Here is a 24,877-nt window from a genome sequence, read left to right as displayed (position 1 = left end):
GACTCAGTGTTACTCGGCGGGGCCGACTCCTACGGGGTCAGCTTCTTCGTTGGCGGTGTCGCCATTGCCGGGAACGGTCTTGCGCAGGGTGGCACCGAGTTCGGCATCCACGCTGCCCCAGTACCAGTAGAAACGCTCGAGGATTTCGGGGATCGTGATGCCACGGCCCTGTCCGGTGAGGGTTTCGATGAAGCGTGCCTTCGACTCGTCGGAGAAGACGTCGCGGTAGAGCGTTCCGGCCTGGCCGAAGTCGTCGTCTTCTGAGTGCAGGGTCTGGGCGCTGCGCATGAGTTCGCCGTCGCTTGCCCAACCGCCTTCGCCAGCAAGCTCGGGCTGAGCTGCCGGTCCACCGAACGAGTTCGGCGTGTAGACGCGGTCAGCTGCGTCGCCGATCTTGTAGTTCATGGCGCCTTCGTGCTGGTAGTTGCGCGCTTCGGAGGCGTGAGGCTGGTTGACGGGGAGCTGGTTGTAGTTGGCTCCGATTCGGTTGCGCTGGGCATCCGGGTAGGAGAACACACGCGCCATCAGCATCTTGTCGGGGCTGATGTCGGTACCGGGAACCATGTTCGACGGCGAGAACGCTGACTGCTCGATCTGCGCGAAGAAGCTCTCCGGGTTGCGGTTGAGCGTGAAGTGACCAACCGGAATCAGCGGGTAGTCCTTGTGCGACCAGACCTTGGTCATGTCGAAGGGGTTGAAGCGGTACGTCTTCGCGTCGTCGTAGGGCATGATCTGCACCGAGACATCCCACGAGGGGTAGTCGCCCTTGGCGATGGCTTCGAAGAGGTCGCGACGGTAGTAGTCGGCGTCTTCTCCGGCGATGCGCTCAGCTTCGGCGGCTTCCATTAGCTCCACGCCCTGGCGGGAGTGGAAGTGGTACTGAACCCAGAAGCGCTCACCGGCAGCGTTGATCCACTGGTAGGTGTGCGATCCGTAGCCGTTGAGGTGACGCCAGGACTTGCTGAGGCCGCGGTCACCCATGAGGTACGTGACCTGGTGGGCGCTTTCGGGCGAGAGGGTCCAGAAGTCCCACTGCATGTCGCCGTTGCGCAGGCCGGAGTCGCCCATTCGCTTCTGCGAGTGGATGAAGTCGGGGAACTTCATGGCGTCGCGGAGGAAGAACACGGGAGTGTTGTTTCCGACGATGTCGTAGTTGCCCTCGGTCGTGTAGAAACGCAGTGCGAATCCACGAACGTCGCGCCAGGTGTCAGGCGAACCCTGTTCACCGGCTACGGACGAGAAGCGCAGAATCGTTTCGCTCTTGGCACCCTTTTGGAAGACGGCGGCCTTCGTGAACTGCGATACGTCTTCAGTGACGACGAACTCTCCGAATGCTCCACCACCCTTGGCGTGAGGGTTGCGCTCCGGCACACGCTCACGGTTAAACGAGGCGAGCTTCTCGACCAGAAAACGGTCGTGGAGTGCGGTTACGCCATCAGGACCCGTGGTGAGCGAATGTTCGTCGCTCGCAATGGGTGCGCCGGCCTGGGTAGTCGTGGGTTTGGTCACGATGTCTCCTTTGTGTGGGTGGGATTATTGGCGAATTGAAGATTGGGCGACAGCGTAGACAGCTCTGTCTCTGTTGTTCAGTCTGCGCTCTTTTGGTTGAGAGCGCTCTGGCAATCGGGGCATACTCCCCAAAAGTTCACTTCGGCGGTGTGCACGGTGAAGCCACCGGCTTCGGATGGCGTGAGGCACGGCGCCTGACCAACAACACAGTCCACGTCACGCACGGCAGCGCATTCGGTGCACACGAGGTGGTGGTGGTTGTCGCCAATGCGGCGTTCATAGAGAGCGGATGACCCTGCCGGTTCGATCTTGCGCAGCAAGCCCGCCGTCGTCAGCGCCGCCAGCACTCCGTACACGGCTTGGAGGGAGGTGCCGGGCAAACTCGGCAGTACAGCCCCGAAGATCGTGTCGGCATCGGAGTGCGGGATGTCGGTGAGGGCGCTCAGCACAGCGACGCGGGGCTCGGTCACTTTCAGACCGGCCTCTCGCAGAGTGTCGGCGAGCGCCGCATCCGTCACTGTTTCCATACCTACGACGGTACCAGTTGTTTTGAATAACTCAAGATAACTTGTGGTGAAGGCGTCGAGTATTGGGCGGCATCGCACGAGAGAGCGCTGCGACTAAGTAGCGGATGCTCCGGCGGTAAAATATCTAGGTCTGGGTCGGACGACCCAGCGTTCACCACCGGGGAGTCGCCTTGACCATTGCAATAACCACAGCGAGCGGCCAGCTCGGGTCTGCTGTCACCTCAGCTCTCATCGCGAAAATCGGACCAAACGATATCGTTGCCCTCGCTCGGACGCCAGAGAAGGCTGAACACTTGGGGGTCGAGGTGCGTCCCGGCGACTACGACAACCGCGATCAACTGACGGAGTCTCTTCGAGGCGTCGATACTGTGCTTCTCGTCTCCGGTATCAGCGCCCCTTCCGAGCGAATCGAGCAGCACCGAAACGTCATCGAGGCGGCTGTCGCGAGCGGCGTGCGCAAGATCGTTTTCACGGGCATCCAAGGTCCGGAATCAGGCACGCCCTTCTCCCCTGTCGTGCAGGTGAGCATCGAAACCGAAGATTTGATCAAGGCCAGTGGACTGCAATGGTCCATCGGCCGCAACGGAATCTATATTGAACCTGACGTCGAGTATGCCGCGACCTATGCGCTAGAAGGCGAAATAGTCAACAGCGCCGGAGACGGACGCTGCGCGTACACCACACGCCCCGAACTGGCCGAGGCTTACGCTGCGCTGCTCACCACCGACCGACACGACGGACGCACAGTTAACCTCAGCGGCTCAACACTCAGCCAGTACGAACTGGCAGAGCGCATCGGTGAGGCTGTGGGTACAGAGATTGCCTACCGCCCGATCAGCGATGCAGAGTACGTCGCCGACAGGTCCGCCGCGCTCGGCGACTTCTTTGGGCCAATCATCGCGGGCATCTATCAGGGCATCCGCGAAGGCGCGTACGACACCGAGAGCGATTTCGGCGCCGTAGTCGGACGCCCCCACCAATCCTGGGACGACTACTTCGCTGGCGTGAAAACTTCCGCGGCTAGCGACTAACCTCGGCCCCGACAGAAGAACAAGCTCACCGAGAGAAACGCGGCAGATCGATCGTCCAGGTCCGCGGCACCGGCAATTGGAGATTGCTCTCCCGGTCGCATTAGCCCTCCCGCACGGCTCGGAGCGAAGTCATCGGTGTCTAGCGTTGAAGCGACGGCTCGAAATTTATGCGGATGTCAGCAAACGTTCGACCCGAAGCTGGCCGCAGTCTGGCTACATTCTCGTAGTGAGCGACAAGTGTGATTCGGAGCCTCTCGGATTCGCCGATGTCCTCGGAATCCCTGGCGGTGATCATCTGGAACAACTGTCGGTCCGGCCGACGATGATGCGCCGGGGCCTTGGGCGTGCGCTTGTGGAAGCGGTCAAGGTTGAGTCGAGCCAGCGCGGTTGCGCACGCATCACGCTCAAAACCTACGTAACCATCCCGTGGAACGCGCCTTTTTATTCGAATTGTGGTTTTGTCGCGTGCGACCCCGATACTGACTTTCTCCACGATCTGTTTGCTGACGAACAGAAGCGAGCGATCAAGTACGGCGACCGAATTCACCTGGCCTTCGATGTGAACGAACGACCATCCCGTTAGCCGATCCCCTAACGAACCCTGTGCGATCCGATCAGAGACCCGCCTGATTCCTATTCGCGAGCTATCGCGCTGATAGACACGGAGTGTGCGCAGGGTTCGTTGGCTGAGTCGGCACCGGCGACAGCAGCGTTCGCAGCTGCACCTTGATGCTTGTCATTCTGGATCTCAGGGTTGAAGGTTTAACTCCGAGGATTGCTGCTGCCTCGTGTGATTTGAAGCCATCCCAGTAGATCAGCCGGACTAACTCTGCGTCAGCAGCGGACAGTGATGCGATTGCATCGCGCAGCTCAGCACCCTTGTCCTCAGCCGGCGGCGGCGGGGTGGTTCGCAGTTCGTCGGCAAACCTTCGCACCGCGGCGGAGTGACGTGCGGAGCTGCGGCTGGTGCTTCGCAACACATTGTGAGCGACTCCGAAGAGCCACATGCGTGCGTCAGTCTCTCCTGCAGGCATTTTGCGATGGAGTTTCCATGCTGTGATGAGCAACGCGCCGTATGCTTCGGCGGCATCAGCAGGGTTCGAGATCCTGCGCAAGAAGTAGCGATATAAGTCGCCTTCGTTGTCCCTGATTACAGCCGCGAATCGCGCCTGTTCGTCAATGGCGCTCACAAGCCGCACCCTTCCGCGGCCATATCAAAGCCCACGAGATTGGGGTCATACCCTTTTGCTTCTAAGTGCTCCCACGTCAAGTTCGAGGCCACCCGCCACACAGCAATCTGTTTGACCTCAGCATCACTGCGAGAGATCGGAACCGTGTCGCCATTTTCATCTTGAGCGGTGCGATTCGACTCGCGGATCTCGGCTTCCATTTGCGCCGTGTCCAACGTTTCCAGATCGAGCGCGCCCACAAACGCACGCGTTTCCTGTGCGATTTCTGAGTTCTCGTTCACTCCATCTGAGAAGCTGACGGTGAAGCCGGCGAAGCAGTTCTCGTCACCATTAGAAACAGAGAAGACATTGTCTGCGACCCAGCCCCAGGGTGTTTCCATGCCGCCGGCAGCCATCGCCGCTGTCCCTCCGCCGAGAAGCAACCCCGCAGCTACGACCCCGGCAGTCCATGCCCGCAAACGTCGTGCGCGGCGGGGTATTGGTTCGGCGAGGATTCGCTCACGATGCCTGGCCAGCCCTGTGGGTAGCGGCGGCTGGGGTGCCGTATTGCGAAGCAAGAGTTCGAGTTCAGCGTTGTCCATGGCGTGCCCTCCGATGATTACATTCACTCAGTACATGACCGCGGGCGCCCGTTTTGTCCATCCGACCCCACAATTGGGTCAGACAGACAGTAACCCCGGTCGCGGACACCTCGAACTCCTTCCCTGGACTTTGAGCCGCTTTCTGCTCTGACGGTCCGCTTTCCCGGCTTTCAAGTGGCTCCACAAAGACGCGCACGTGCGGATACTCATGCGAACTCGAGTTTTGACCGTGACTCGACAGCGCCAGTGAGAGAATGTCAGAATGTCTCTCGCGTCAACCGCCGTTGCCAGAAGCTTGCTCGAGCGCGCTTACGCCGCCAACAAGCTCCCGCACGTCGCCTACATAGACGAGAGTTATCTTCTGCCGTCAAACCGTTTCGCTCAGACTCCGTTTTATGTGGTGACTGCGTACATAGCTCCGTGTGCGGATCTCAATTTCATCCGGTCAGACCTTCAAAAAATAGTGGGTGGCGCTTACTGGCACACCACGGACGCTCATCGCGACGAGGCACGACGGCCTGTCATAGAAGAGCTTTGCCGGTACATCGGTGAGGGCAAAGATGACGAACGAATTGTCATATCGGTGAAAAGACCAATCGAGGTCGTGGACAGTGATGGGGAACTTGCCAGGAAACACTGCCTCACCGAGTTATTCGCTGCCCTCAGCGCGGGAGCAATCTGTCATCAGGTTGCACTTGCTGTAATGGAGCAGCGCAAAGATCAAAAGCACAGGAACGCCGACGCAGCCACTATCAAGGCGGCTCGCGCATCAGGTCGAATTGATCGCAACATGCAGGTCTTGCCGCTGTCACCGACGGTCGAGAGCCTCTTATGGGTTCCCGACGTGGCTTCCTTCGCCGTGAATCACCTGTACCGAGGACCAGAATTCAACTACGTCGCCAACTTCAAGCACAAAATCACGTACGTCGGATGATGGCAGCCCCGTTTAAAAGAAGCAGCCCCCGGGTGCCGTAGCAATCAAATCGGGGGCCATCATCGCAGTCGAAGTGAAAACTCGGAGAGCGAAGACTTGCTTCCCTTCGAGAATACCCGGTATGCGTGCTGCCAGCAAGTGTGACCGTAAATATGGCGCTGCAGCGGCAGCAAACGCGAAAAACTCCCTTATGGCCGGCATCACCTCGCGCTCGCCACTTTGGCCACGCGCTTTATAAGCACACACGGCGAACCCAACTTGTCTGAGGTGTAGAGTTGCGAGGCAGATAAACACAGTGATCGGAGCACCTGCATGACACCGGCAGCGCAACAAGGCCGGCTCGCCGCGCAGGCAGCCGAAGTCCTGCTGGGGCGCATCCGTGCCGGCGAGTGGCCTCTGGGGCACAAGCTGCCGGGCGAGACGACACTGGCCGCCGAGATCGGGGTCGGGCGCTCAACACTGCGGGAGGCCATCCGCGAACTCGCCGGTCAAGGCGTGCTCGAAAGCCGTCAAGGCTCGGGCGTCTTCGTTGTCTCAACCGACATCGCCGAGGACTGGGATGTCGTGCTGCGTCGAGTCTCCGTTGCATCCGTCATCGAAGCTCGGGTCGCTATCGAGGCCGAGGCTGCCGCGCTCGCAGCGCATCGACGCACACCACCAGACTTGCGGGCTATGCGCCGAGCACTAGCTCGCCGCTCGGGCTCGCACCACTCTGCCGAAGAGTTCGCTGACGTTGACATGGCGCTTCATCGGGAAGTCGTCGCGGCATCCCACAATGAAGTACTGCTCGAACTGTTCGACGGATTCGTGCCGCGAGTGCGGGTAGCGATGATCGAGATGCTGAAGCTGCGCCCCATCCACGACTACGAGGCAGACCAAGCCGCTCACAGCGCGCTGGTCGAAGCGATCGCCGAGCGAGACCCGGCCGCCGCTGCCAAGTGCAGCCGGGCGCACCTCACCGGCGTGCACCGAGCCCTCTCGTGAGCGACGGCACCTCCATGAACGACAGCACCTTCGTGAGCAACAACCCCACCATCGTTGAACTGCGCGGGGTCACGTTCCGCCGCGGCGAGCGCACCATCCTCCACGAGGTCGACCTCACCGTGCGCGCGGGCGAGCACTGGGCGCTCCTCGGCCCCAACGGCTCCGGCAAGAGCACCATTCTCGGTTTCGTTGGCGCCTCAGCACACCCGACCTCCGGAACCGTGGAGATCCTGGGGCAACGCCTCGGGCGGGTCGAACTGCAAGCACTGCGTCGCTCGATCGGGCACGTCAACCCGCGTCATCCGCTTCACGCACCCCTCACGATTCGGGATGTCGTACTCACTGGCTTGACTGGTTCTCTCGAGACTCCTCCGCGCTGGGAACCCACCGCGCAGCAGACCCAACGCGCGGCAGAGCTGATCGAACAGATAGGGCTCGCAGGCAAAGATGCCCACCGGTGGCCGACGCTGTCACAGGGAGAACGCGGCCGAGCACTCATCGCGCGCGCACTGATCGCCGAACCCGACCTGCTGCTTCTCGACGAACCCAGCACCGGGTTGGATGTCGCGGCGCGCGAGCAACTCCTCGAAACCATCGACGCGCTCACCCACAGCTTTCCGCGACTGGCCTCGATTCTCGTGACGCATCACCTCGAAGAGCTGCCCTCAACAACATCCCATGCCGCACTGATTGCGGACGGGCGGATCTCGCAGGCCGGGCCAGCAGAGCAGGTGCTGACCACCGAGAACGTCACCGCCGCCTTCGCGCATCCGATCCGCATCGGCCAACACGATGGGCGCTGGTTTGCGCTGGCGGGCCGTAAGAGTGCGCTCGATCTCGCCGCTGTCTAATCCCGGCGATCAGCCTACGAGTTGGTCACGACTCCAGCAGCGTCTGGAAGGATTCTGCAGACTGGAAGGGACGCACCTCGATCTTGCCCCGGCACGCCTTGGACCCTTGCGCGGCTAGGGCGAGAGCCTCGTCGAGATCGGCGGCTTCGATAACCCAGAACCCACCAAGGTGCTCTTGGGAATCAAGGTATGGCCCGTCGGTGAAGATCGTGTCCGCTCCCCGCCCGTCTACGGTGGTAGCCGCACTAGCCGGCTCCAATCCGTCCGCGAAAACGAAATGGCCTTCGCGCTCCAACATGTCGTTGAACGCGCCCGTGTCGGCGAACGCCTCCAGCATCTCCTCCTTAGAGGAGTACGCGCCAAACTCGGTGCGCTCCGCCGGCCCAAACACAGACAGTAGATATCTAGCCATGTCACTCACTCTCCTTCGAGCGCCGTTCGTTGATCTCTGCAACACCGGAAGGAAACCGGTGCACTTCCTGCGGCCAATTCAACGCGACCGCCAACCGGCCGGCCCAGTGCCGAGCGGCGTCGTCATCCGCCACATCTACGACAGTGAACCCTCCGAGATGCTCCTGAGCCTCGACGTACGGACCATCAGCGAACACCGGCGCCCCGTCACTACTGACGACGCTGCAGATCGCAGTTGAGGCACCAATCCCACCATCCGCGTAAACGAACACGCCAGCCTTTGTCATCTCATCGAGCACGGCTTGCGAGGCGGCGCTCTTGCTCGTCAGTTCGTCAGCCGTCTGGTCAGGCACCCATTCATCGTTGAACGCGATCAAATATTTCGACACCATCGTCTCCTCTCGTAGGCACGATGGCCTCGCGTGGCCCTCGGCTGCGGCGACCCGAACGGTCACTCATTTAAACCACGAACGGCAGTGCCCAAGTACGACAATATCCCTAGCTTTCCTTCAGCGCAGCAGCGTCTTTGGGCGGCGAATCGAGAGTGCGCTGAAGTCAAACGCGCCTGACCCAGTAAGGTCTGAACCCGTTAACCATCTGGTCAGAATCACCCTCGAAGCGTAAGATGAGCAAATGCCACGTCTACGCAGTGTCTTCGTCTTGTCGGTAAGCGCCATGCTTCTGGCGGGCTGCGCAGCGGTAGCGGATGAGGGGGGGCTGCCGCTCCGGAACCATCGCTAGCCACTTCCGCCTCTCCCGCCGCCATGAAAGTGGATGCTGCTGCCGTCGCAAAGGCCGACTCGTGGCTCGAAGGCGCGATCCTGCCGCCCGATGCCGTTCCCTCCGAAAGCGCACCCGCAACCACACCACCTTTCGCATACTCTTACTATGCGTGGCCTTGCTCGTCCATGGAGACGCGGACGGGGTATTGGCTCATCGCGGGAGCCGACGTTGTCGATACCGCGAACTGGCTCAAGGAGCATCCGACCGCTGGGCTAATTGACCCCGCGGGCCTACCGCTATCCGGCGGGCCGGAAATAGATAGCGCGACCCTCGGTAACGTTCCGGAACTAGACTCCCTCGAAGGCATCGCCTATACGGTGAACCGCACCGCAGGCGGAGTCGCCGTGCGCGCAGAAATCGGAGTCTTCACCGAGGACACCGTCTGCCCAGAACCTCCCGACGGTGGGCGCTGGGGCGGGCCAGGACAGGGCTAATGCTCCAGTGGCAGCATCGCCGGAATCCCCATGATCGGAGGCTTCGTGGTCAGCCTGTCTGGGCTCAACGACGAGTCGCGCTTCACTGCGTGACCCGCATGGCGACCCCATGAATACACGAAAGCCGCTGCCGATCGGGGGTGTCATTGTTGCGGTCGTAGCCTTGGCGATCCTTGCGGGGCGTTGGATCGACACCGCCATCTGGGGCGCCGACGGTGCTCGTGTCATCGACACGACGAGGCAGCTCATCCGCGCTGCATCCTCAGGTGGTCAAGACGCGCTCGCGTGCGACGACTTTTCAGCGGACTTTGGCGACGCGCAAGCCTGGAACGGATTGCGTGCCGGAGAACCCGAACAGTTTGATGCCGGCACCTCTATCGATCGACCGTCGCTCGATGCCTCCTGGAGCATCAACCTCGAAGGATCGAGCGAGACTAGCGACGTCAGCCCAAGTTTCGTCTTCTACCGCGAGCGCGCAGACGGTCTGTGCGTAGCGGACGTCAGGTGGTGAGCGATGGGTGCGCGATCGGACTCCCAGCGAAGCCACTCTTCGCGATGCACTGAAAGTCAGCAAAGTGGTCGAAAGCACGTTGGAATAACCCGCAGTGAAGCCATCTCAGGGCTCGCGATCTGTCGGCAGCACAACGGATAATATTGCAGGATGACCGGACCTGAGGGCGCTTTAGGAGTGGTGCTCGAAACGATGTCGTGGGTCGGCCTCGTTCCCGGCATCCCGCTGCTCCTTTTCGGCTGGATTCTCGCTCTGCGGGCCTGCAAGTGGATCGTGACCACTGCCGAGGTATTCGAAGCCGGGGGCTTTCAGGGATTCCGCTGGTCCGATAGCGATGGCAGGCAGCACTCCATCCTTCACGAGCCGTCAGAAGCTCCCATCATGGATGTCGGCACACACGTCACTCTGTACTGCGACCAGTGCCATCCCTCTCGGTGGAGTCTCGCGCGGCCCCGCCGCACGAACGCCGCCATCATCATCGGCTCGATACTCACCGGAATCGGCCTTCTGAGCGTCGTTGCGGGCTTCGCGCTGATGGCGTTCTGACGCGCTGAAATGCGCCGGCACACCTAGGTAGACTGGAACCGGCCGGCGTGAGCACCCCGGCATCCACCATCTTCTGGGAGAAGCCCCTCGTGACTGACGTCTCAACCAATTCCCGCCAGCATGTTGCCGACACGGTGTCGAACGCGATGGCTACGCCCGAGAAAGAGCAGCCCTACGGCGCCCTCGGCCTCAAGCCAGACGAGTACGCGAAGATTCGCGAAATTCTCGGCCGCCGCCCCACCAGCGGTGAGCTCGCCATGTACTCCGTCATGTGGAGTGAGCACTGCTCCTACAAGTCCTCCAAGACGTACCTGCGCCAGTTCGGCAAGAAGGTCAACGCCAATATGTCGAAGAACCTCATGGTGGGCATGGGCGAGAACGCTGGCGTCATCGACGTTGGTCAGGGTTGGGCTGTGACCTTCAAGATCGAAAGCCACAACCACCCCAGCTACATCGAACCCTTCCAGGGTGCGGCGACCGGTGTTGGCGGAATCGTCCGCGACATTATCTCCATGGGCGCTCGCCCCGTTGCTGTCATGGATGCGCTCCGCTTCGGCGCCATCGACAACCCCGACACCGCGCGCGTTGCTCAAGGCGTGGTTTCGGGCATCAGCTTCTACGGCAACTGCCTCGGCCTTCCCAACATCGGCGGCGAAACCTACTTCGACTCCGTCTACCAAGCCAACCCGCTCGTCAACGCGCTAGCCGTTGGAGTGCTGCGCCACGAAGACCTGCACCTGGCTAACGCTCGCGGCGTAGGCAACAAGGTTGTGCTGTTCGGTGCCCGCACCGGTGGCGATGGCATCGGCGGAGCATCCATCCTCGCTTCGGATTCCTTCTCAGAGGGTGGCCCCACCAAGCGTCCCGCCGTTCAGGTCGGCGACCCCTTCGCCGAGAAGGTACTCATCGAGTGCTGCCTCGAACTCTTCCAAGGTGACCTCGTTGAGGGCATCCAAGACCTCGGCGCGGCTGGCATCAGCTGCGCAACGAGCGAGCTCGCCTCGAACGGTGACGGTGGAATGTTCATCGAACTCGAGAAGGTGCTGCTGCGCGACCCCACCCTCACGGCAGAAGAAATTCTGATGTCCGAGAGCCAAGAACGCATGATGGCGATCGTGAAGCCCGAGAAGCTCGAAGGCTTCCTCAAGGTTGTTGAGAAGTGGGATGTCGAAACCAGCGTGCTCGGTGAAGTCACCGACACCGGCCGCCTCATCATCAACTGGCACGGCGAAGAAATCGTGAACGTCGAGCCGCGCACCGTCGCGATCGATGGCCCTGTCTACGACCGCCCCGTTGCGTACCCCAAGTGGATTGACAAGCTTCAGGCCGACAGCGCTTCAGGCCTCGCCCGCCCCAAGGACGGCATCGAGCTCCGCGACCAAATGCTTCAGCTTCTCGCGAGCCCCAACCTCGCCGACAAGAGCTGGATCACCAACCAGTACGACCGCTACGTACTCGGCAACACCGCGTTGAGCTTCCCGGATGACGCCGGCATGGTGCGCATCGACGAAGAGAGTGGCCTCGGCTTCTCTGTCGCGACCGACGCCAATGGCCGCTTCTGCCAGCTCGACCCCTACGCCGGAGCCCAGCTTGCTCTTGCTGAAGCGTTCCGCAACGTTGCCGCCACCGGCGCGAACCCGGTCGCCGTCAGTGACTGCCTCAACTTCGGTAGCCCCGAGAACCCCGAAGTGATGTGGCAATTCAGCCGCGCCGTTGAAGGTCTCGCCGACGGTTGCCTCGAGATGGAAATCCCTGTCACCGGCGGAAACGTCTCGTTCTACAACCAGACGGGCGATGTGCCCATCCACCCAACCCCTGTGGTCGCGGTGCTCGGCCTGATCCGTGACGTTGCTGAGCGCATCCCGAGTGGATGGCAAGACGAAGGCAACAACATCTACCTGCTCGGCACCACCTCACTCGAGCTCGACGGCTCGGCCTGGGCTGGCACCATTCACGACCACCTCGGTGGCCTGCCGCCCAAGGTTAATCTCGCCGCCGAGCGCCAGCTTGCCGACCTTATCAAGGCCGGCAACGAGCTCAACATCATCGCCAGCGCGCATGACCTCGCCGACGGTGGGCTCGCTCAGACCCTCGCCGAGTCCGTCATGCGCTTCGGCGTTGGCGCTCGCATCTGGTTGGGCGACCTGCTTGAGCGTGACGAGATCGACGCCGCCACGGCCCTCTTCAGCGAATCGACCGGTCGCATGATCGTGTCGATCCCGCGCGAAGACGACGTGAAGTTCCGCGGACTCTGCGAAGGCCGCGGCTACCCTGCCGTGCGCATCGGAGTTACGGATGCTGCCGCTCCCGCCCTCGAAATCCAGGACCAGTTCACACTGACCCTCGAAGAGCTGCTCACGGCTCACCGCGGAACGCTCGCGGAGGCTTTCGGCGCCTAACGTGCAGTTCATCAAGAGGGTTTACGGCGAGGTCACGGCCGCGCTCGCCCTCGGGGTGATCGCACTCGTCGTCGTGCGCGCCATCACGGAATCACAACCGTGGTGGCTCGCTGCTGCCCTGCCGTGGGTGGCATACGCGCTCTACTTGGGGCTGCTGATGACGCGCCTCGTTGTCGTGCAGCGCCGGCATCCGTGGGTTCAGCTTGCTGCCGCCGGGGTAGCGATCTTTGCCGCCATTCTCGCCGGGCCGCTTGCCGTGCTCGTGGCCGCCCTCGGCCTAGCCGTGATTCTCGGCTACAACTACTGGTACTCCGTGCAGCACGTCTCCAGCGGGCCGGTCACGGTCGGGCAGCCGCTGCCCTCGTTCCCGCTCACCACCGTGGATGGCGCTGTCGTCGACAGCAGCGTGCTCACCCAGCAACCGCACGTGATCATGTTCATTCGCGGCAACTGGTGCCCGTTCTGCATGGCCCAGGTCGCCCAGATCGCCGACCAGTACCGCGAGCTCGACCGCCGCGGCGTCGCTGTCGCGATTATCAGCCCGCAAAAGCCCGAAGACACCGTCGAACTTTCCGAACGCTTCGACATCCCGGTCACCTATTACATCGATGCGGATGCCTCGGCCGCCGCCGCGCTCGACATCGTGCAGTCCGGCGGCACGCCCGTCATCTTCAGCGCGGGAGCCCCAGCCAATGGCGACACCGTCGTACCGACCGTGATCATCACCGACGCCACCGGAACCGTGCTCTGGGCCGAGCACACCGACAATCACCGGGTGCGGCCAGAGCCGACGACGTTCCTCGACGTGCTCGACCAGCACGGCATCCGCGCGGTCTAGCCTGCTGCGTGCCGCGCGCTAGCCTCCTGCGACAGCGTTAAAGCGCAACCGCGAGGTGTCGGCGGCGAGCTCCGCGAGCCAGTCGGAGGATGCCGAAACCGGGAACACCGTCACAGGCCGAAGCACGCGAACCCCCGCGTGCTGCACTACGAATCCATAGGCCAGAGCTGCGACACCGTTCCGCTGCACGACCACCGTTCGCGTTGCGTGGGAGATGCCTGCGGCATCCGGTTCGGTGATCGCGGTATGCACGGCGAGCGCGTCGGCAGGCGGGTTAGTGAGCACGGGAACAATCACGTTCGCGACCCGGGTCAGCAACGATTCGCTGCCCTTCCACGGAGTGAGTGCATCGGGTGCGAGACCGAACGCGGTGGCCAGCTCGCTCGTGACCCAGCGGTCGCGCTTGAGCCCATAAGGGGTGGATGCTGTCGAAAGCAGGTAACCGTAGCAGTGCAGCAGGCCGGCGTTGCCGATCGGCCACTGTGCCTCAAGCCCGGCGAGGTCGTGTAGCACCTCGAACAGTTCGCGAGAGAGAACGGCCTCGCCGGTGTTTTCGTCGATCGCCGTCGACCGTGCCCATTCGGCGAATCGCCCTTCGGCACGGTCGGCCCTGATCTGCTCAGCAAGCCAGGGCAGTTCCCTGCTAATGATCGTGTGAATGTGCGCTTGAGACGCCGCCCGCTCACCGGTCGCGGCGGCGATACGGCGAGCGCTCGCGTCGAGTTCGACGAGGGTGAAATGTTGTTCGTCCACGCTTTGATCGTAAGCTCGGCGGGGCATGTACCGGGAATGATTTACCTCCCGTTCACCCAAAATGGCCCAAACGTCACTGAGCGTCTTATATCTTGGACGCAATGTCCACCGCAGCCACTCACCCCCGCACACACACCATCGTCTTCGACTTCGATGGCACCATCGCTCTCGGCGATGGCCCGATCATCGCGTACGCTCGCGCGGTCGCCTCGAGCCTCAGTCCCGCTGCGGCAGATAAGTTTCTGAGCGACGTCAGCACCGCGCTTCTGCGCGAGCCCGGGCATCCGCTCGCCGGAGCAGCCGACGGCTACGAACTCGTTCGCCTCGCCTCAGGGTCGCTGCCGCTAGCCGCCGACGCCCACAACGCGGCGTACCTCGCGAGCCGCGAACTGCTCGCCACCGACGCCGCACCCGTCACCGCTCCTGCCGGCCTCGCCGAGTTTCTCCGCACTGCCCGCGAGCACGCCACCATCGTGCTCGCCACAAACGCCCCCGACATCCGCATCACTGAGACGCTCGACAGTCTCGGCGTCGCCGACTACTTCGACCACATCTACACGAGCGTCGGCAAGCCGGCTGGCCTCGACGCAGTGCTCGACGAATGGATGCCCGCCGGCCCGCTTCTCAGCATCGGCGACATCTGGGCCAACGACCTTGAGCCCGCCTACCGCCGCGGAGCGACCACTGCCTTCCTCTCTGACACCTCTCACCCGCACGCCGACTTCACGGCTGCGACCCTCGGCGAACTGTACGAGGCCCTCAACTCCTGGCTTCACGGAACCCACCGTGAACCGCAGGCCGCACCACCCACCACTGCATAACCCACCACCACCGCACCACCCGCAGTTCTCAACTAGCTATTCGAAAGGAAACACCCGTGATTACCCTCAGTAAAAAATCTCGCGCACTGGTTGCCGGCGTTGCTCTCACCGCAACTGCTCTCACACTGTCCGCGTGCAGCACGAGTGCCGACAGTGCCGAAGGCACTGAAGCCAACGACCCGACGTCGCTCGTTCTCGCTCTCGTTCCCTCGCAAGACCAGGGCGAACTCGTCACCACCGCCGAACCCCTCACCGACTACTTGACCGAAGCCCTCGGCATGGAGGTCACCGGTGTGGTCTCGAAGGACTACCAGGCCGCCGTCGAAGCAATGGGTGCCGATCAGGCACAGATCGGTTTCTTGCCATCGCTGCAGCTCTGGCAGGCGAACGACATGTACGGCGCGAGTGTTGTGCTGCAGACCGAACGTAACGGCAACATCAGCTACCCGGCTCAGTTCATGACGAACAATCCAGACAAGTACTGCGACGACGAGCCCGTCGAGCGCGATGGCAAGTTGTTCTGCAACGGCGCCGACGCTCTCGTGGGCCCTGCCGGTCTCGACAGCATCTCCAAGATCGACAAGGGAACCACCGTTGCCCTTCTCGGCCCCGGCTCGCCCGCCGGCTACATCTACCCGATCCTCGCCCTGCAAGAGGCCGGCATCAACACTGACACCGACATCGAACAAGTGCCAGTAACGGCCAACGACGCGAGCGTTCTCGCCGTCTACAACGGCGACGCCGAAGTGGGCTTCAGCTTCTGGGATGCCCGCGACATCGTCACTAAGGATGTTCCGGATGTCGGCCAAGAGGTCGTTGTCTTCGCCCTGAGCGAAGAGATCCCCAACGATGGCGTCGCTCTCACGAGCAGCCTCTCTCCTGAGCTTCAGCAGAAGATCACGGATGCTCTTGCGGACTACTCGAACACCGAAGAGGGCTCGGACGTTCTGCAGTCAATCTACTCGATCACCAAGCTTGCTCCGGCTGACCCTGGCTCGCTTGATGTTGTGGCTCGCGCCGCCGAGAAGCTTGGTCTTCAGTAATTGAGCATTCCCGCACCCAGCGCAGCGGCCGGAGCCACCACTCCGGCCGCTGCGTCGTGGGCAATCAGCATGCGCGATCTGACCGTGCGCTACGGCAACGGTGTGACCGCGCTCAAGAATGTCTCCCTCGATATTGCCGCCGGCGAAATGGTCTCTGTCGTTGGCCTGTCGGGTTCCGGCAAGTCGAGCTTGATCCGCACCATCAACGGGTTGGTTCCTGTTACTTCTGGTTCACTCACGGTCGGCGACAGTGATCTCGCCACGACTCGCGGCCGCGACTTGCGCGCCCTGCGAGGCGGCATCGGCATGATCTTCCAGAGCTTCAATTTGGCCGGTCGCGCGAGTGTTCTCGACAACGTTCTTGTCGGGCGGCTCGCTCACACTCCGACCTGGCGCACCCTGCTCGGCTTGCATCACGCCTCCGACAAGCAGCTCGCGTTCGAAGCGCTCGAGAGCGTCGGAATTCTGGGCAAGTGTTGGGATCGGGCATCCAGCCTCTCGGGCGGTCAGCAGCAGCGGGTCGCCATTGCGCGCGCACTCACTCAACAACCGCACCTCATGTTGGCCGATGAACCGGTCGCCAGCCTTGACCCGCCAACGGCCCACGCTGTGATGAACGACCTGCGGCGCATCAACCGCACCCTCGGCATCACCGTCATCACGAACGTGCACCTCATGGATCTCGCTCGCACCTATACGACGCGGATGATCGGCCTCCGTGCCGGCGAGGTTGTCTACGACGGCCCAGCGGCAAGCGCCACCGACGCCGACTTCGAGGCCATCTACGGGCGCAGCATCGCGCCGGAGGATGTGCTGGGCGAATGACGACCGCAACGCCGACGCCCGGCCCCACCCCGGCATCCGTTCCCGCAGCACCCGCCGCAGGCTCAGCGCACCCCGCGTTGACCGTGCCGCCACGCCCGCGAGGCCGCTGGAAGGCGTGGGTTGCCGTGGCTGTCGTGCTCGTCATCACGATCATCACCTTCAGCCCGCAGTGGGGAGTCGCCTTCTCCTTTGATGCGATTGCTCGCAATTGGCAGAACGGTGCGGGCAAGATCGCGCAACTGCTGGTTCCCGACTGGTCGTTCTTTCCGCGCACTCTCGCGCCGCTACTCGAAACCCTCCAGATGGCGGTTATTGCGACCGCGGTTGGCGCCCTCATCTCGCTCCCGCTGAGCCTGTGGGCGGCGCGTCTCACTAACCCGCACCCGCTGTTGCGTGGGATCGTGCGCACGATCTTGAACGTCATCCGTGCTGTGCCCGAACTGTTGTATGCCGCCATTCTTGTCGCGATGGTAGGCGTTGGCGCCCTGCCCGGCATCATCGCGCTCGTGCTGTTCAACGTGGGCATCATCGTCAAGCTGGTGTCTGAGGCGATCGAAAGCAACGATGCTGGCCCGCTCGAAGCTGCGCGCGCTGCCGGCGGCACGGGAGCGCAAGTGAACCGCGCAGCAGCCTTGCCCGATGCATGGCCTGCCTTCGCCAATCAGAGTCTGTATGTGCTCGAACTCAATGTGCGAGCATCCACGGTTCTCGGCCTTGTGGGCGCCGGTGGTCTTGGCCTGCTGATTGACGCCGTGCGCACCTTCTACCGCTACGACCAACTGTCGCTCATCATCCTGGAAATCCTGGTGGTGGTCGTCGTCATCGACGTGGTGTCGTCATCGATTCGAAAGAGGCTCGTATGACTCTCACTGCTCCTCCGCGGCCACGCCGCACCCTGCGCAACGCGCTCTGGTTAGTGACGACCGCAATTGTGGTTGCCGCCTTCTGGTCGGTCGAAATCCAATGGGATCGCCTGCTCGATCTGCCCGCCGAGATCGCCCGCTACACGTGGCTGATGTTTGCCAGCCCCGACTGGACGAAACTGCCCGAGGCACTCTTTCAAACGTGGCGCTCGGTCGCGATGGCCTGGGTCGGCACGGTCATCGGAATCTTGCTCGCCACCCCACTGAGTTTCGTGGCCGCCCGCGACTTCGGGCCAGCGCCCGTGCGCGCGGTGCTGCGCGTCGGGTTCTCCCTCATTCGCGCGGTGCCCGAAATCATCATCGCGATTGTGATCCTCTCGGTCACCGGACTCACTCCGCTCACCGGAGCGATCGCGCTCGGCATCAACGGCATCGGCACCCTCGGCAAGTGGGGCTACGAATCCATCGAAGGAGTGCCCCGCGGCCCGATCGACTCGACGCGCGCTGCGGGTGGTTCGTGGGCACAGGTGGTGCGCTGGGGAGTGTGGCCCTCAGCCAGCCCCGAGTTCATGTCGTTCTGGCTCTACCGCTTTGAGATCAATGTTCGCTCGTCAGCCGTGCTCGGTTTGATCGGCGTAGGCGGTATCGGTGACATGCTTACCTCCTACACTCAGTACCGAGAATGGTCGACCGTCGGGATGCTGCTGATTGTTGTCGTGGTCGTCACGATGACCATTGACGCGATCTCGGGTCGCATCCGCCGCCACATCACCGAAGGAGCACGCCTGGCATGAGTTGGATGGGAAACTCTGATGCTTCGCCCACCGCGCGCATCGCGACGGTGCGCAACGCACTGCTTCCGAGCGAAGAGAAGTTCGTTCAGCTGTTGCTCGACGATCCGGCGGCCGCGGTCGAGAACACCGCTCAGGAGATCGCGGACCGGGCCGGCGTTGCTCGCTCGACCGTCATCCGCGCCTGCCAGCGTCTCGGCTACCGTGGGTACCCGCAGTTGCGGGTTGCCCTCACGCGCGAGCTTGCCCAAACCGAGGCCCGCGATGTCACCTACGAAAAGGGTGCGCTTGGCCGCATCCGAGCCGAAGTGGATGCTCTCGCCGCCGCCCTGCCGCACATTACGGCCGCGTTGGATAGTGACGGCCTCGATGCGGCGATCACCCGCATCGCCACCGCTCGACGCCTGCTCGTGATCGCTAATGGACTCTCGTCGGCCCAAGCCAGCGACCTAGCCATGCGACTGACCGCGATCGGTCGACCATCGGAGTATGTGGCGGATGCCATAGGCCAGCAGATTGCCGCCCGCGGCCTTGCCGCCGAGGATGCCTGTGTGGTGATCAGCGGTAGTGGCGCCAATGAGGCGACGCTGCGTTCCGCTCGCGCCGTTCGCGCCTCGGGAGCGCACCTGATCGCGGTGACGTCGTTTGCGCAGTCCCCGCTCGTGGAACTTGCCGACAACGCGATCGTGATTGCGCCAGCGACGGGGTCGTTCCGTCATGAGCTGGAGCACACCTCGCGGGTCTCGCACACGATTCTGCTGGAGTCACTCGTCGGGCTTGTCGCCTCAGAGCTGGGCGAGACCGCCGATCAGACGCGAGCGCTCGTGCTCGATGTGCTGAGCGACAACCTCAGTGAATAGCTAGGGTCGCCGCCTCAGACGCGCTACTTGCTCGACTCGGGCTCGCTGCCCGACGCAATCTGCTCGTGGTGGTGAATAACCTCGGCGACGACAAAGTTGAACCACTTCTCGGCGAAGGCCGGGTCGAGGTGGGACTCTTCGGCGAGCGACTTAAGGCGCGCGATCTGATCGCGCTCACGGTTGGGGTCTGACGCGGGCAGACCCTTAGTGGCCTTGAGATGACCGACCTGCTGCGTGTACTTGAAGCGCTCGGCCAGCAAATGGATGAGGGCCGCATCGATGTTGTCGATGCTGCGGCGGGCGCCCAGAAGCTGCTCGCGCACTTCGGGGTCGACGTTGTCGTTGTGGGCCTGATCTCCTGCTGCCATACAACGACTTTAGGGGTTCTGAAGGCTGCGTGTTTGCCACATGACGCGCGCACCGCCGAGTGAAGGTGGAAGACTGGTTTGCATGAACGATCGCGCAGGCACGACAGCCCAGGCATCCGACCTCATTGACGTCACCGAGTTAGTGGCGGCGTATTACGCGCTGGTTCCGGATGTGTCGATCCCCGAGCAGCGCGTGGTGTTCGGCACGAGCGGCCACCGTGGCTCTTCGCTCGACACTGCTTTCAATGAAGTGCACATCGCTGCCATCACGCAGGCGATCGTGGAATACCGCGCCGGCCAGGGCATCACGGGCCCGCTGTTCATCGGTCGTGACACGCACGCGCTCTCCCAGCCCGCCGAAACCACTGCGCTCGATGTGCTTGCCGCCAACGGTGTGCTCGCGCTGAAAGACGAGTTCGACGACTTCGTGCCCACCCCCGCCCTGAGCCACGCGATCATTGCCTACAACGCGGCGGGCAACGCTGACCAGGCCGACGGCATCATCATCACCCCCAGCCACAACCCGCCCCGCGACGGTGGCTTCAAGTACAACCCACCGCACGGCGGCCCCGCCGATAGCGATGCGACCGGCTGGATCGCCGACCGCGCGAATGCGATCATCGCCGATGGAAACACGGCCGTGAAGCGCACGGGCTCGGCCGCTGCAGCCGACGCCGCGAACACGGCAGCGGGCAGCTACGACTTCCGCGGGCGCTATGTTGACGATCTCGAGAACATCATCGACATTGATGCGATCCGCACGGCCGGCATCCACATCGGAGCAGACCCGTTGGGTGGCGCGAGCGTCAATTATTGGAAGTTGATCGCGGAGAAGTACGACCTCAATCTCACGGTCGTGAACCCCGACGTTGATCCCACGTGGGCGTTCATGACGCTCGACTGGGATGGCAAGATTCGAATGGACCCGTCGTCGAAGTCGGCCATGGCCTCCGTTGTTGCCCGCCGTGATGAGTTCGACATCCTTACCGGCAACGACGCTGATGCCGACCGCCACGGCATCGTCACGCCCGACGCCGGGCTCATGAACCCCAACCACTACTTGGCCGTCGCCATTCAGTACCTCTACACGCACCGCGAGGGCTGGAACCCGGATGCCGCCGTCGGCAAGACGCTCGTCTCCAGTTCGATGATCGACCGGGTTGCTGCCGCCATGGGCCGCGACCTCATCGAGGTGCCCGTCGGCTTCAAGTGGTTTGTGCCCGGACTCGTTGATGGCTCGGTTGCGTTCGGGGGCGAGGAGAGCGCTGGCGCGAGCTTCTTGCGCAAAGACGGCTCCGTCTGGACCACCGACAAAGACGGCATCCTGCTCGCCCTACTGGCCGCCGAGATTCTGGCGGTCACCGGCAAGACGCCATCCGTTCTGTACGCCGAGCTCGTCGAAGAGTTCGGCGACCCGGCCTACGAACGAGTGGATGCCGTGGCCAGCAAGGAGCAGAAGGCCAAGCTGGGCAAGTTGAGTGGGGCTGCAATCGCGGCCACCGAACTCGCGGGTGACCCGATCACGGCGAAGCTCTCGGAGGCTCCGGGCAATGGCGCCGCGATTGGCGGCCTGAAGGTGACGACGGAGTTTGCGTGGTTCGCTGCGCGCCCCAGTGGCACGGAAGACGTCTACAAGATCTACGCCGAGTCGTTCAAGGGCGCCGAGCACTTGCGCCTCGTGCAGGCCGAAGCGAAGGCGATCGTCGACGCTGCCCTCAACGGGTAGCGTTCCGGGAACCCTGGCCGGGCAGCTTGAGCCGCCCCTGCGCGAGCAATACTCCCACCAGCACGATCACGGCGCCGACAGGCTCATGCCACGACATTGTTTCTTTGAGGATGACGAAGCCGAGGATCACGCCGATGACTGGCGTGATGTACGTGACGGTCGAGGTGCGGGTGGGGCCCCATTCGGCGAGCACGCGGAAGTTCCACACGTACGCCATTCCGGTGCCGAGAATGCCGAGGGCGAGCAGACTGGCCACGACCGGGAGGGTGAGGTTCACCGGTCCGGTCGCGATGATCGGGGTGAGCAAAACGTAGATGACGGCGGCGATGCCGATGTTCATGGTGGCGGAGGTAACGCCGGGCACCTTGTAGGGCGCCACGAACTTGCGTTGGTAACTCATGGCGGCGCCGTAACAGAGCGCGGCGCCGAGGCACGCGAGTTGACCCAGCAGACTGCCGCTGATGTCGCCGGCCTGCCAAGGCGCGATGATCACCAGTACGCCAAAGATGCCGAGCGTGACGCCCGCAATCTGCGAGCGCGTCAGCTTTTCGACCCGGAACACGAGCGTCGCGAAAATAGCGGTCATGATGGGCGTCGTCGCGTTGTAGATGCTGGCGAGCCCCGAGCTCACGTATTGTTCTGCCCACGCAAACAGCAGATACGGGAACACCGCGAACAAGAACGCGAGCACGGTGAAGTGCGCCCACACGATCGGTTGGCGCGGGAGCTTACGGCGGCTGACCGCAAACACCACGACGAGCGCGAGAGCTCCGAGCACTGCCCGACTCCAGGCGACCTGGCCAAAGCTCACGCCATCCAGCGCCACCTTGATGAAGAGAAAACTTGAGCCCCACACGAGACCGGCTGCGGCAAAGCGCAGCGTCGTGCCCAAAGTGGATGCCGTGTCATGCTTCTCGACCCGGCCAACGGGAGCAACGGGGGCGCTCACGCGCGCGGCTCCTGCTCGGCAGCGTCACGGGAGGTCGCGCTAGCGCCGGTCGCGATGCCCGCGTCGGACGCAGCACCAGCGCTGGGCGCAGCAGTCCCGTCGAGGCGCGCAAGTAGCCCGGCCTTCACGCCAGGCCAGTCGCTGTCGATCACGGAGTACACCGCGGTGTCGCGCCACGAGCCGTCGGCCCGCAGCAGGTGTTGACGTTGGATACCCTCGAAGGTGGCGCCGAGCTTGAGGATGGCAGCTCGCGAACGGGCATTAATGGCATCCGCTTGGAGCCGCACGCGGTTGTAGCCGCTGGCGAAGGCGAAGCCCAGGAGTAGGAGTTTCGTTTCAGGGTTCACAGCGGTGCCCCACACGCTCGGCGCGTAGGCGGTCCAGCCGATGTGCGCGTTGGCGTGGGCCTCGTCGAGGTCTCCAAGGGTGCTGACCCCCACGAGACGGCCGGCGTCGGGGCCGGAGCTCAGGCGGATGGCGAACGGCATCCGGTCGGCGTAACCGAGGTAGCCGGCGCGCATCCAGTGAATGAAGGATGCTTCGTCGGCGGGCAACCCGGCAGGGCCGCCGCCGTAGCCACCGGCGAACACTTCGGGCACACCGAGGGTAGGCCAGAGGTCGGCAAGGTGCGCTTCGGTCAGGGGCTCAACGGAGACGAAAGTTCCCTGAAGGATGCGGGGCTGCGGGCGCGTTACGGTCACTCACAAATCTTCCCACCTCGCGAGCGACGCACACCCGCGGTTTTCGGACGTTTACCCACCGATTTCTGCCGTTCAGTCCAGCAATCCCCGATTGGCTACCCCACCAGCGCTCCACGGCACGACGTGGCACGGCACGGCACCCCACGGCACGACAACCCAAACCCGCCAACGCAAAAGCGGCACGCCCCGGATCTCTCCGGTGCGTGCCGCTTGGCTGCGAGCTGCTTACTGAAGTGCTTAGTCGACGAGGTCGTGACGAACGATGATTTCGTCGCGGCCGGGGCCGACGCCGATCGCTGACATGCGGGCGCCGCTCATCTTTTCGATGGCGAGCACGTAGTCTTGCGCGTTTTTGGGCAGGTCCTCGAAGGTGCGAGCGCCGGTGATGTCTTCATCCCAGCCGGGGAACTCTTCGTAGATCGGCACGGCGTGGTGGAAGTCGGACTGCGACACCGGCATTTCGTCGAAACGCACACCATCAACGTCGTAGGCAACGCAGACGGGGATGGTCGTGAGGCCGGTGAGCACGTCGAGCTTGGTGAGCACGAAGTCGGTGACACCGTTGACGCGCGCCGTGTAGCGAGCGATGGGGGCGTCGTACCAACCACAGCGACGCGGGCGCCCGGTGGTGGTTCCGAACTCGAAACCGTTGGAACGCAAGAACTCGCCCGACTCATCGTGCAGTTCGGTCGGGAACGGGCCAGCACCCACACGTGTCGTGTAGGCCTTGACGATTCCGATGATGCGCTCGAGGCGGTTAGGGGCAACGCCCGAACCGGTCGCCGCGCCACCGGAAGTGGAGTTGGAGGACGTGACGAACGGGTACGTACCGTGGTCAACATCCAGCATCGTGGCTTGGCCACCCTCGAAGAGCACAACCTCGCCCTTGTCGAGGGCCTGGTTCAGCAGCAGCCCGGTGTCGGCGACCATGGGGCGCAAACGGTCGGCGTAGCTGAGCAGCTCGGTGACGATCTCGTCAACCTCGATCGCGCGACGGTTGTAGACCTTCACGAGCAGATGGTTCTTCTGGTCAAGAGCGCCCTCGACCTTTTGACGAAGAATGTTCTCGTCAAAGAGGTCTTGAACTCGGATGCCGACGCGGTTGATCTTGTCGGCATACGCCGGACCAATTCCGCGACCGGTCGTGCCGATTTGGCGCTTGCCGAGGAAGCGTTCCGTCACCTTGTCGAGGGTGCGGTGGTAGTTGGTGATGATGTGCGCGTTGGCGCTGATCAGCAGCTTGGAGACGTCGACGCCACGGGCGATCAGGGCATCCAGTTCTTCAAAGAGAACTTCGACGTCGACGACAACGCCGTTCGAGATGATCGGGGTGACGCCTTCGGTGAGGATGCCCGACGGCAAAAGGTGAAGAGCGTACTTTTCATCACCGATCACGACCGTGTGACCGGCGTTGTTGCCACCGTTGAACTTGACGACATAGTCGATGCGGCTACCGAGGAGGTCGGTTGCTTTTCCCTTGCCCTCGTCGCCCCATTGGGCGCCGATGATGACGATTGCTGGCATGGTGGATCCCTTCGAAGAAGTGGGGGGATTACACCTCAGTCTACCCGAGAGCAGACTTTTGCTTGCCGTAGCGATTTCTTGCGTGGTGAGTGTTGCTGGGGACTCCGTGAGAATCGTGAGCCAT

28 protein-coding genes are annotated in these 24,877 nt (G+C 62.9%); 17 read left to right on the top strand and 11 right to left on the bottom strand.

Annotated features, from left to right (window positions below; all coding sequences use genetic code 11):
- Positions 1–9 precede the first annotated feature (9 nt).
- Both ACR3YK_RS06400 and ACR3YK_RS06395 read right to left on the bottom strand, forming a co-directional pair.
- Positions 10–1,509 carry a catalase gene (locus tag ACR3YK_RS06400; RefSeq protein WP_100387984.1) on the bottom strand — a complete coding sequence of 500 codons (1,500 nt, stop codon included), beginning with the start codon at positions 1,507–1,509 and terminating at the stop codon, positions 10–12.
- Between the two features lie 77 nt (positions 1,510–1,586).
- Complete coding sequence (locus ACR3YK_RS06395; RefSeq protein ID WP_486174106.1) at positions 1,587–2,036, bottom strand: Fur family transcriptional regulator; 450 nt, start codon at positions 2,034–2,036, stop codon at positions 1,587–1,589.
- 170 nt (positions 2,037–2,206) lie between these two features.
- Here ACR3YK_RS06395 and ACR3YK_RS06390 point away from each other — a divergent pair, with 170 nt between their 5' ends.
- A complete protein-coding gene (locus tag ACR3YK_RS06390; RefSeq protein ID WP_486174105.1) occupies positions 2,207–3,067 on the top strand; it encodes an SDR family oxidoreductase in 861 nt (286 codons plus the stop codon).
- Between the two features lie 76 nt (positions 3,068–3,143).
- Positions 3,144–3,650 (top strand): GNAT family N-acetyltransferase, encoded by a 507-nt coding sequence (locus ACR3YK_RS06385; protein WP_486174104.1) that lies wholly within the window; start codon positions 3,144–3,146, stop codon positions 3,648–3,650.
- Between the two features lie 61 nt (positions 3,651–3,711).
- Here the strand turns inward: ACR3YK_RS06385 and ACR3YK_RS06380 are convergent, their stop codons facing one another.
- Positions 3,712–4,257, bottom strand: a complete 546-nt coding sequence (locus ACR3YK_RS06380; RefSeq protein WP_486174103.1) for an RNA polymerase sigma factor — start codon at positions 4,255–4,257, stop codon at positions 3,712–3,714.
- Positions 4,254–4,652 carry a hypothetical protein gene (locus ACR3YK_RS06375; RefSeq protein WP_486174102.1) on the bottom strand — a complete coding sequence of 133 codons (399 nt, stop codon included), beginning with the start codon at positions 4,650–4,652 and terminating at the stop codon, positions 4,254–4,256. The genes ACR3YK_RS06380 and ACR3YK_RS06375 overlap by 4 nt, the downstream gene beginning before the upstream one ends.
- Positions 4,653–5,100: 448 nt before the next feature.
- Here ACR3YK_RS06375 and ACR3YK_RS06370 point away from each other — a divergent pair, with 448 nt between their 5' ends.
- The 3 genes from ACR3YK_RS06370 (at position 5,101) to ACR3YK_RS06360 (ending at position 7,607) form a co-directional block, all read left to right on the top strand.
- Positions 5,101–5,772, top strand: coding sequence for a hypothetical protein (locus ACR3YK_RS06370; RefSeq protein ID WP_486174101.1), 672 nt, complete (start codon positions 5,101–5,103; stop codon positions 5,770–5,772).
- Between the two features lie 312 nt (positions 5,773–6,084).
- Entirely contained in the window at positions 6,085–6,756 is a 672-nt protein-coding gene (locus ACR3YK_RS06365) for a FadR/GntR family transcriptional regulator (RefSeq protein ID WP_486174100.1), read from the top strand.
- Positions 6,753–7,607 (top strand): ABC transporter ATP-binding protein, encoded by an 855-nt coding sequence (locus ACR3YK_RS06360; protein ID WP_486174099.1) that lies wholly within the window; start codon positions 6,753–6,755, stop codon positions 7,605–7,607. The genes ACR3YK_RS06365 and ACR3YK_RS06360 overlap by 4 nt, the downstream gene beginning before the upstream one ends.
- A 25-nt stretch (positions 7,608–7,632) precedes the next feature.
- Here ACR3YK_RS06360 and ACR3YK_RS06355 read toward each other — a convergent pair whose 3' ends face one another.
- On the bottom strand, positions 7,633–8,019 hold the full coding sequence (locus tag ACR3YK_RS06355; RefSeq protein WP_486174098.1) for a YciI family protein: 387 nt from the start codon (positions 8,017–8,019) through the stop codon (positions 7,633–7,635).
- Between the two features lies 1 nt (position 8,020).
- Positions 8,021–8,407 (bottom strand): YciI family protein, encoded by a 387-nt coding sequence (locus ACR3YK_RS06350; protein WP_486174097.1) that lies wholly within the window; start codon positions 8,405–8,407, stop codon positions 8,021–8,023.
- 375 nt (positions 8,408–8,782) lie between these two features.
- On the opposite strand from ACR3YK_RS06350, the gene ACR3YK_RS06345 reads away from it, so the two are divergent.
- From ACR3YK_RS06345 to ACR3YK_RS06325, 5 genes are all read left to right on the top strand, one after another.
- Positions 8,783–9,235 carry a hypothetical protein gene (locus ACR3YK_RS06345; RefSeq protein WP_486174096.1) on the top strand — a complete coding sequence of 151 codons (453 nt, stop codon included), beginning with the start codon at positions 8,783–8,785 and terminating at the stop codon, positions 9,233–9,235.
- A 109-nt stretch (positions 9,236–9,344) separates the two neighbouring features.
- Positions 9,345–9,746 carry a hypothetical protein gene (locus ACR3YK_RS06340; RefSeq protein ID WP_486174095.1) on the top strand — a complete coding sequence of 134 codons (402 nt, stop codon included), beginning with the start codon at positions 9,345–9,347 and terminating at the stop codon, positions 9,744–9,746.
- 150 nt (positions 9,747–9,896) lie between these two features.
- Positions 9,897–10,292, top strand: a complete 396-nt coding sequence (locus ACR3YK_RS06335) for a hypothetical protein (protein ID WP_486174094.1) — start codon at positions 9,897–9,899, stop codon at positions 10,290–10,292.
- Positions 10,293–10,438: 146 nt separating this feature from the next.
- A complete protein-coding gene (gene purL / locus ACR3YK_RS06330) occupies positions 10,439–12,691 on the top strand; it encodes a phosphoribosylformylglycinamidine synthase subunit PurL (RefSeq protein ID WP_486176380.1) in 2,253 nt (750 codons plus the stop codon).
- A gap of 1 nt (position 12,692) precedes the next feature.
- Positions 12,693–13,529 carry a peroxiredoxin family protein gene (locus ACR3YK_RS06325; RefSeq protein WP_486174093.1) on the top strand — a complete coding sequence of 279 codons (837 nt, stop codon included), beginning with the start codon at positions 12,693–12,695 and terminating at the stop codon, positions 13,527–13,529.
- An 18-nt stretch (positions 13,530–13,547) separates the two neighbouring features.
- Here the strand turns inward: ACR3YK_RS06325 and ACR3YK_RS06320 are convergent, their stop codons facing one another.
- Positions 13,548–14,282, bottom strand: coding sequence for an amino acid deaminase (locus ACR3YK_RS06320; RefSeq protein ID WP_486174092.1), 735 nt, complete (start codon positions 14,280–14,282; stop codon positions 13,548–13,550).
- 101 nt (positions 14,283–14,383) lie between these two features.
- Between ACR3YK_RS06320 and ACR3YK_RS06315 the strand changes: the two genes are divergently transcribed.
- From ACR3YK_RS06315 to ACR3YK_RS06290, 6 genes are read left to right on the top strand one after another with little or no spacing between them, the layout of a single operon-like run.
- Positions 14,384–15,103 (top strand): HAD family hydrolase, encoded by a 720-nt coding sequence (locus tag ACR3YK_RS06315; RefSeq protein WP_486174091.1) that lies wholly within the window; start codon positions 14,384–14,386, stop codon positions 15,101–15,103.
- Positions 15,104–15,159: 56 nt separating this feature from the next.
- Positions 15,160–16,146 carry a phosphate/phosphite/phosphonate ABC transporter substrate-binding protein gene (locus ACR3YK_RS06310; protein WP_486176353.1) on the top strand — a complete coding sequence of 329 codons (987 nt, stop codon included), beginning with the start codon at positions 15,160–15,162 and terminating at the stop codon, positions 16,144–16,146.
- Entirely contained in the window at positions 16,147–16,971 is an 825-nt protein-coding gene (gene phnC / locus ACR3YK_RS06305) for a phosphonate ABC transporter ATP-binding protein (RefSeq protein ID WP_486176352.1), read from the top strand.
- Positions 16,968–17,834, top strand: coding sequence for a phosphonate ABC transporter, permease protein PhnE (gene phnE, locus ACR3YK_RS06300; protein ID WP_486176351.1), 867 nt, complete (start codon positions 16,968–16,970; stop codon positions 17,832–17,834). Before phnC ends, phnE (ACR3YK_RS06300) begins: the two co-directional genes overlap by 4 nt.
- A complete protein-coding gene (gene phnE, locus ACR3YK_RS06295; RefSeq protein WP_486176350.1) occupies positions 17,831–18,628 on the top strand; it encodes a phosphonate ABC transporter, permease protein PhnE in 798 nt (265 codons plus the stop codon). Before phnE (ACR3YK_RS06300) ends, phnE (ACR3YK_RS06295) begins: the two co-directional genes overlap by 4 nt.
- Before the next feature lie 5 nt (positions 18,629–18,633).
- Complete coding sequence (locus ACR3YK_RS06290) at positions 18,634–19,485, top strand: MurR/RpiR family transcriptional regulator (RefSeq protein ID WP_486176349.1); 852 nt, start codon at positions 18,634–18,636, stop codon at positions 19,483–19,485.
- A gap of 23 nt (positions 19,486–19,508) precedes the next feature.
- Here ACR3YK_RS06290 and ACR3YK_RS06285 read toward each other — a convergent pair whose 3' ends face one another.
- Complete coding sequence (locus ACR3YK_RS06285) at positions 19,509–19,853, bottom strand: chorismate mutase (protein ID WP_486176348.1); 345 nt, start codon at positions 19,851–19,853, stop codon at positions 19,509–19,511.
- Between the two features lie 82 nt (positions 19,854–19,935).
- On the opposite strand from ACR3YK_RS06285, the gene pgm reads away from it, so the two are divergent.
- Positions 19,936–21,579, top strand: coding sequence for a phosphoglucomutase (alpha-D-glucose-1,6-bisphosphate-dependent) (gene pgm, locus ACR3YK_RS06280; protein ID WP_486176347.1), 1,644 nt, complete (start codon positions 19,936–19,938; stop codon positions 21,577–21,579).
- On the opposite strand, the gene ACR3YK_RS06275 is transcribed toward pgm, so the two are convergent.
- From ACR3YK_RS06275 to ACR3YK_RS06265, 3 genes are all read right to left on the bottom strand, one after another.
- Complete coding sequence (locus ACR3YK_RS06275) at positions 21,569–22,528, bottom strand: DMT family transporter (protein ID WP_486176346.1); 960 nt, start codon at positions 22,526–22,528, stop codon at positions 21,569–21,571. The two genes, pgm and ACR3YK_RS06275, sit on opposite strands and share 11 nt — an antisense overlap.
- Positions 22,525–23,229: a GNAT family N-acetyltransferase gene (locus ACR3YK_RS06270; RefSeq protein ID WP_486176345.1), complete on the bottom strand. Its 705-nt coding sequence runs from the start codon at positions 23,227–23,229 to the stop codon at positions 22,525–22,527. The genes ACR3YK_RS06275 and ACR3YK_RS06270 overlap by 4 nt, the downstream gene beginning before the upstream one ends.
- A 237-nt stretch (positions 23,230–23,466) precedes the next feature.
- The gene (locus tag ACR3YK_RS06265) at positions 23,467–24,753 is read right to left on the bottom strand and encodes an adenylosuccinate synthase (protein WP_486176344.1); all 1,287 of its coding nucleotides are present in this window, start codon (positions 24,751–24,753) and stop codon (positions 23,467–23,469) included.
- Positions 24,754–24,877: the final 124 nt, after the last annotated feature.

It is taken from the genome of Salinibacterium sp. 10G20-15, from assembly GCF_057365065.1.
Note: the sequence above shows the minus strand (reverse complement) of the source record. Positions and strands in the feature narration are given on the sequence as shown.

What these genes read in the sequence shown, in the direction of transcription:
- ACR3YK_RS06395 (WP_486174106.1), bottom strand. Translation starts at nt 2,036, where the DNA reads ATGGAAACAGTGACGGATGCGGCGCTCGCCGACACTCTGCGAGAGGCC.
- ACR3YK_RS06375 (WP_486174102.1), bottom strand. Translation starts at nt 4,652, where the DNA reads ATGGCTGCCGGCGGCATGGAAACACCCTGGGGCTGGGTCGCAGACAAT.
- ACR3YK_RS06370 (WP_486174101.1), top strand. Translation starts at nt 5,101, where the DNA reads ATGTCTCTCGCGTCAACCGCCGTTGCCAGAAGCTTGCTCGAGCGCGCT.
- ACR3YK_RS06365 (WP_486174100.1), top strand. Translation starts at nt 6,085, where the DNA reads ATGACACCGGCAGCGCAACAAGGCCGGCTCGCCGCGCAGGCAGCCGAA.
- ACR3YK_RS06355 (WP_486174098.1), bottom strand. Translation starts at nt 8,019, where the DNA reads ATGGCTAGATATCTACTGTCTGTGTTTGGGCCGGCGGAGCGCACCGAG.
- ACR3YK_RS06345 (WP_486174096.1), top strand. Translation starts at nt 8,783, where the DNA reads ATGAAAGTGGATGCTGCTGCCGTCGCAAAGGCCGACTCGTGGCTCGAA.
- ACR3YK_RS06340 (WP_486174095.1), top strand. Translation starts at nt 9,345, where the DNA reads ATGAATACACGAAAGCCGCTGCCGATCGGGGGTGTCATTGTTGCGGTC.
- ACR3YK_RS06335 (WP_486174094.1), top strand. Translation starts at nt 9,897, where the DNA reads ATGACCGGACCTGAGGGCGCTTTAGGAGTGGTGCTCGAAACGATGTCG.
- purL (WP_486176380.1), top strand. Translation starts at nt 10,439, where the DNA reads ATGGCTACGCCCGAGAAAGAGCAGCCCTACGGCGCCCTCGGCCTCAAG.
- ACR3YK_RS06315 (WP_486174091.1), top strand. Translation starts at nt 14,384, where the DNA reads ATGTCCACCGCAGCCACTCACCCCCGCACACACACCATCGTCTTCGAC.
- phnE (WP_486176351.1), top strand. Translation starts at nt 16,968, where the DNA reads ATGACGACCGCAACGCCGACGCCCGGCCCCACCCCGGCATCCGTTCCC.
- phnE (WP_486176350.1), top strand. Translation starts at nt 17,831, where the DNA reads ATGACTCTCACTGCTCCTCCGCGGCCACGCCGCACCCTGCGCAACGCG.
- ACR3YK_RS06290 (WP_486176349.1), top strand. Translation starts at nt 18,634, where the DNA reads ATGGGAAACTCTGATGCTTCGCCCACCGCGCGCATCGCGACGGTGCGC.
- ACR3YK_RS06285 (WP_486176348.1), bottom strand. Translation starts at nt 19,853, where the DNA reads ATGGCAGCAGGAGATCAGGCCCACAACGACAACGTCGACCCCGAAGTG.
- pgm (WP_486176347.1), top strand. Translation starts at nt 19,936, where the DNA reads ATGAACGATCGCGCAGGCACGACAGCCCAGGCATCCGACCTCATTGAC.
- ACR3YK_RS06265 (WP_486176344.1), bottom strand. Translation starts at nt 24,753, where the DNA reads ATGCCAGCAATCGTCATCATCGGCGCCCAATGGGGCGACGAGGGCAAG.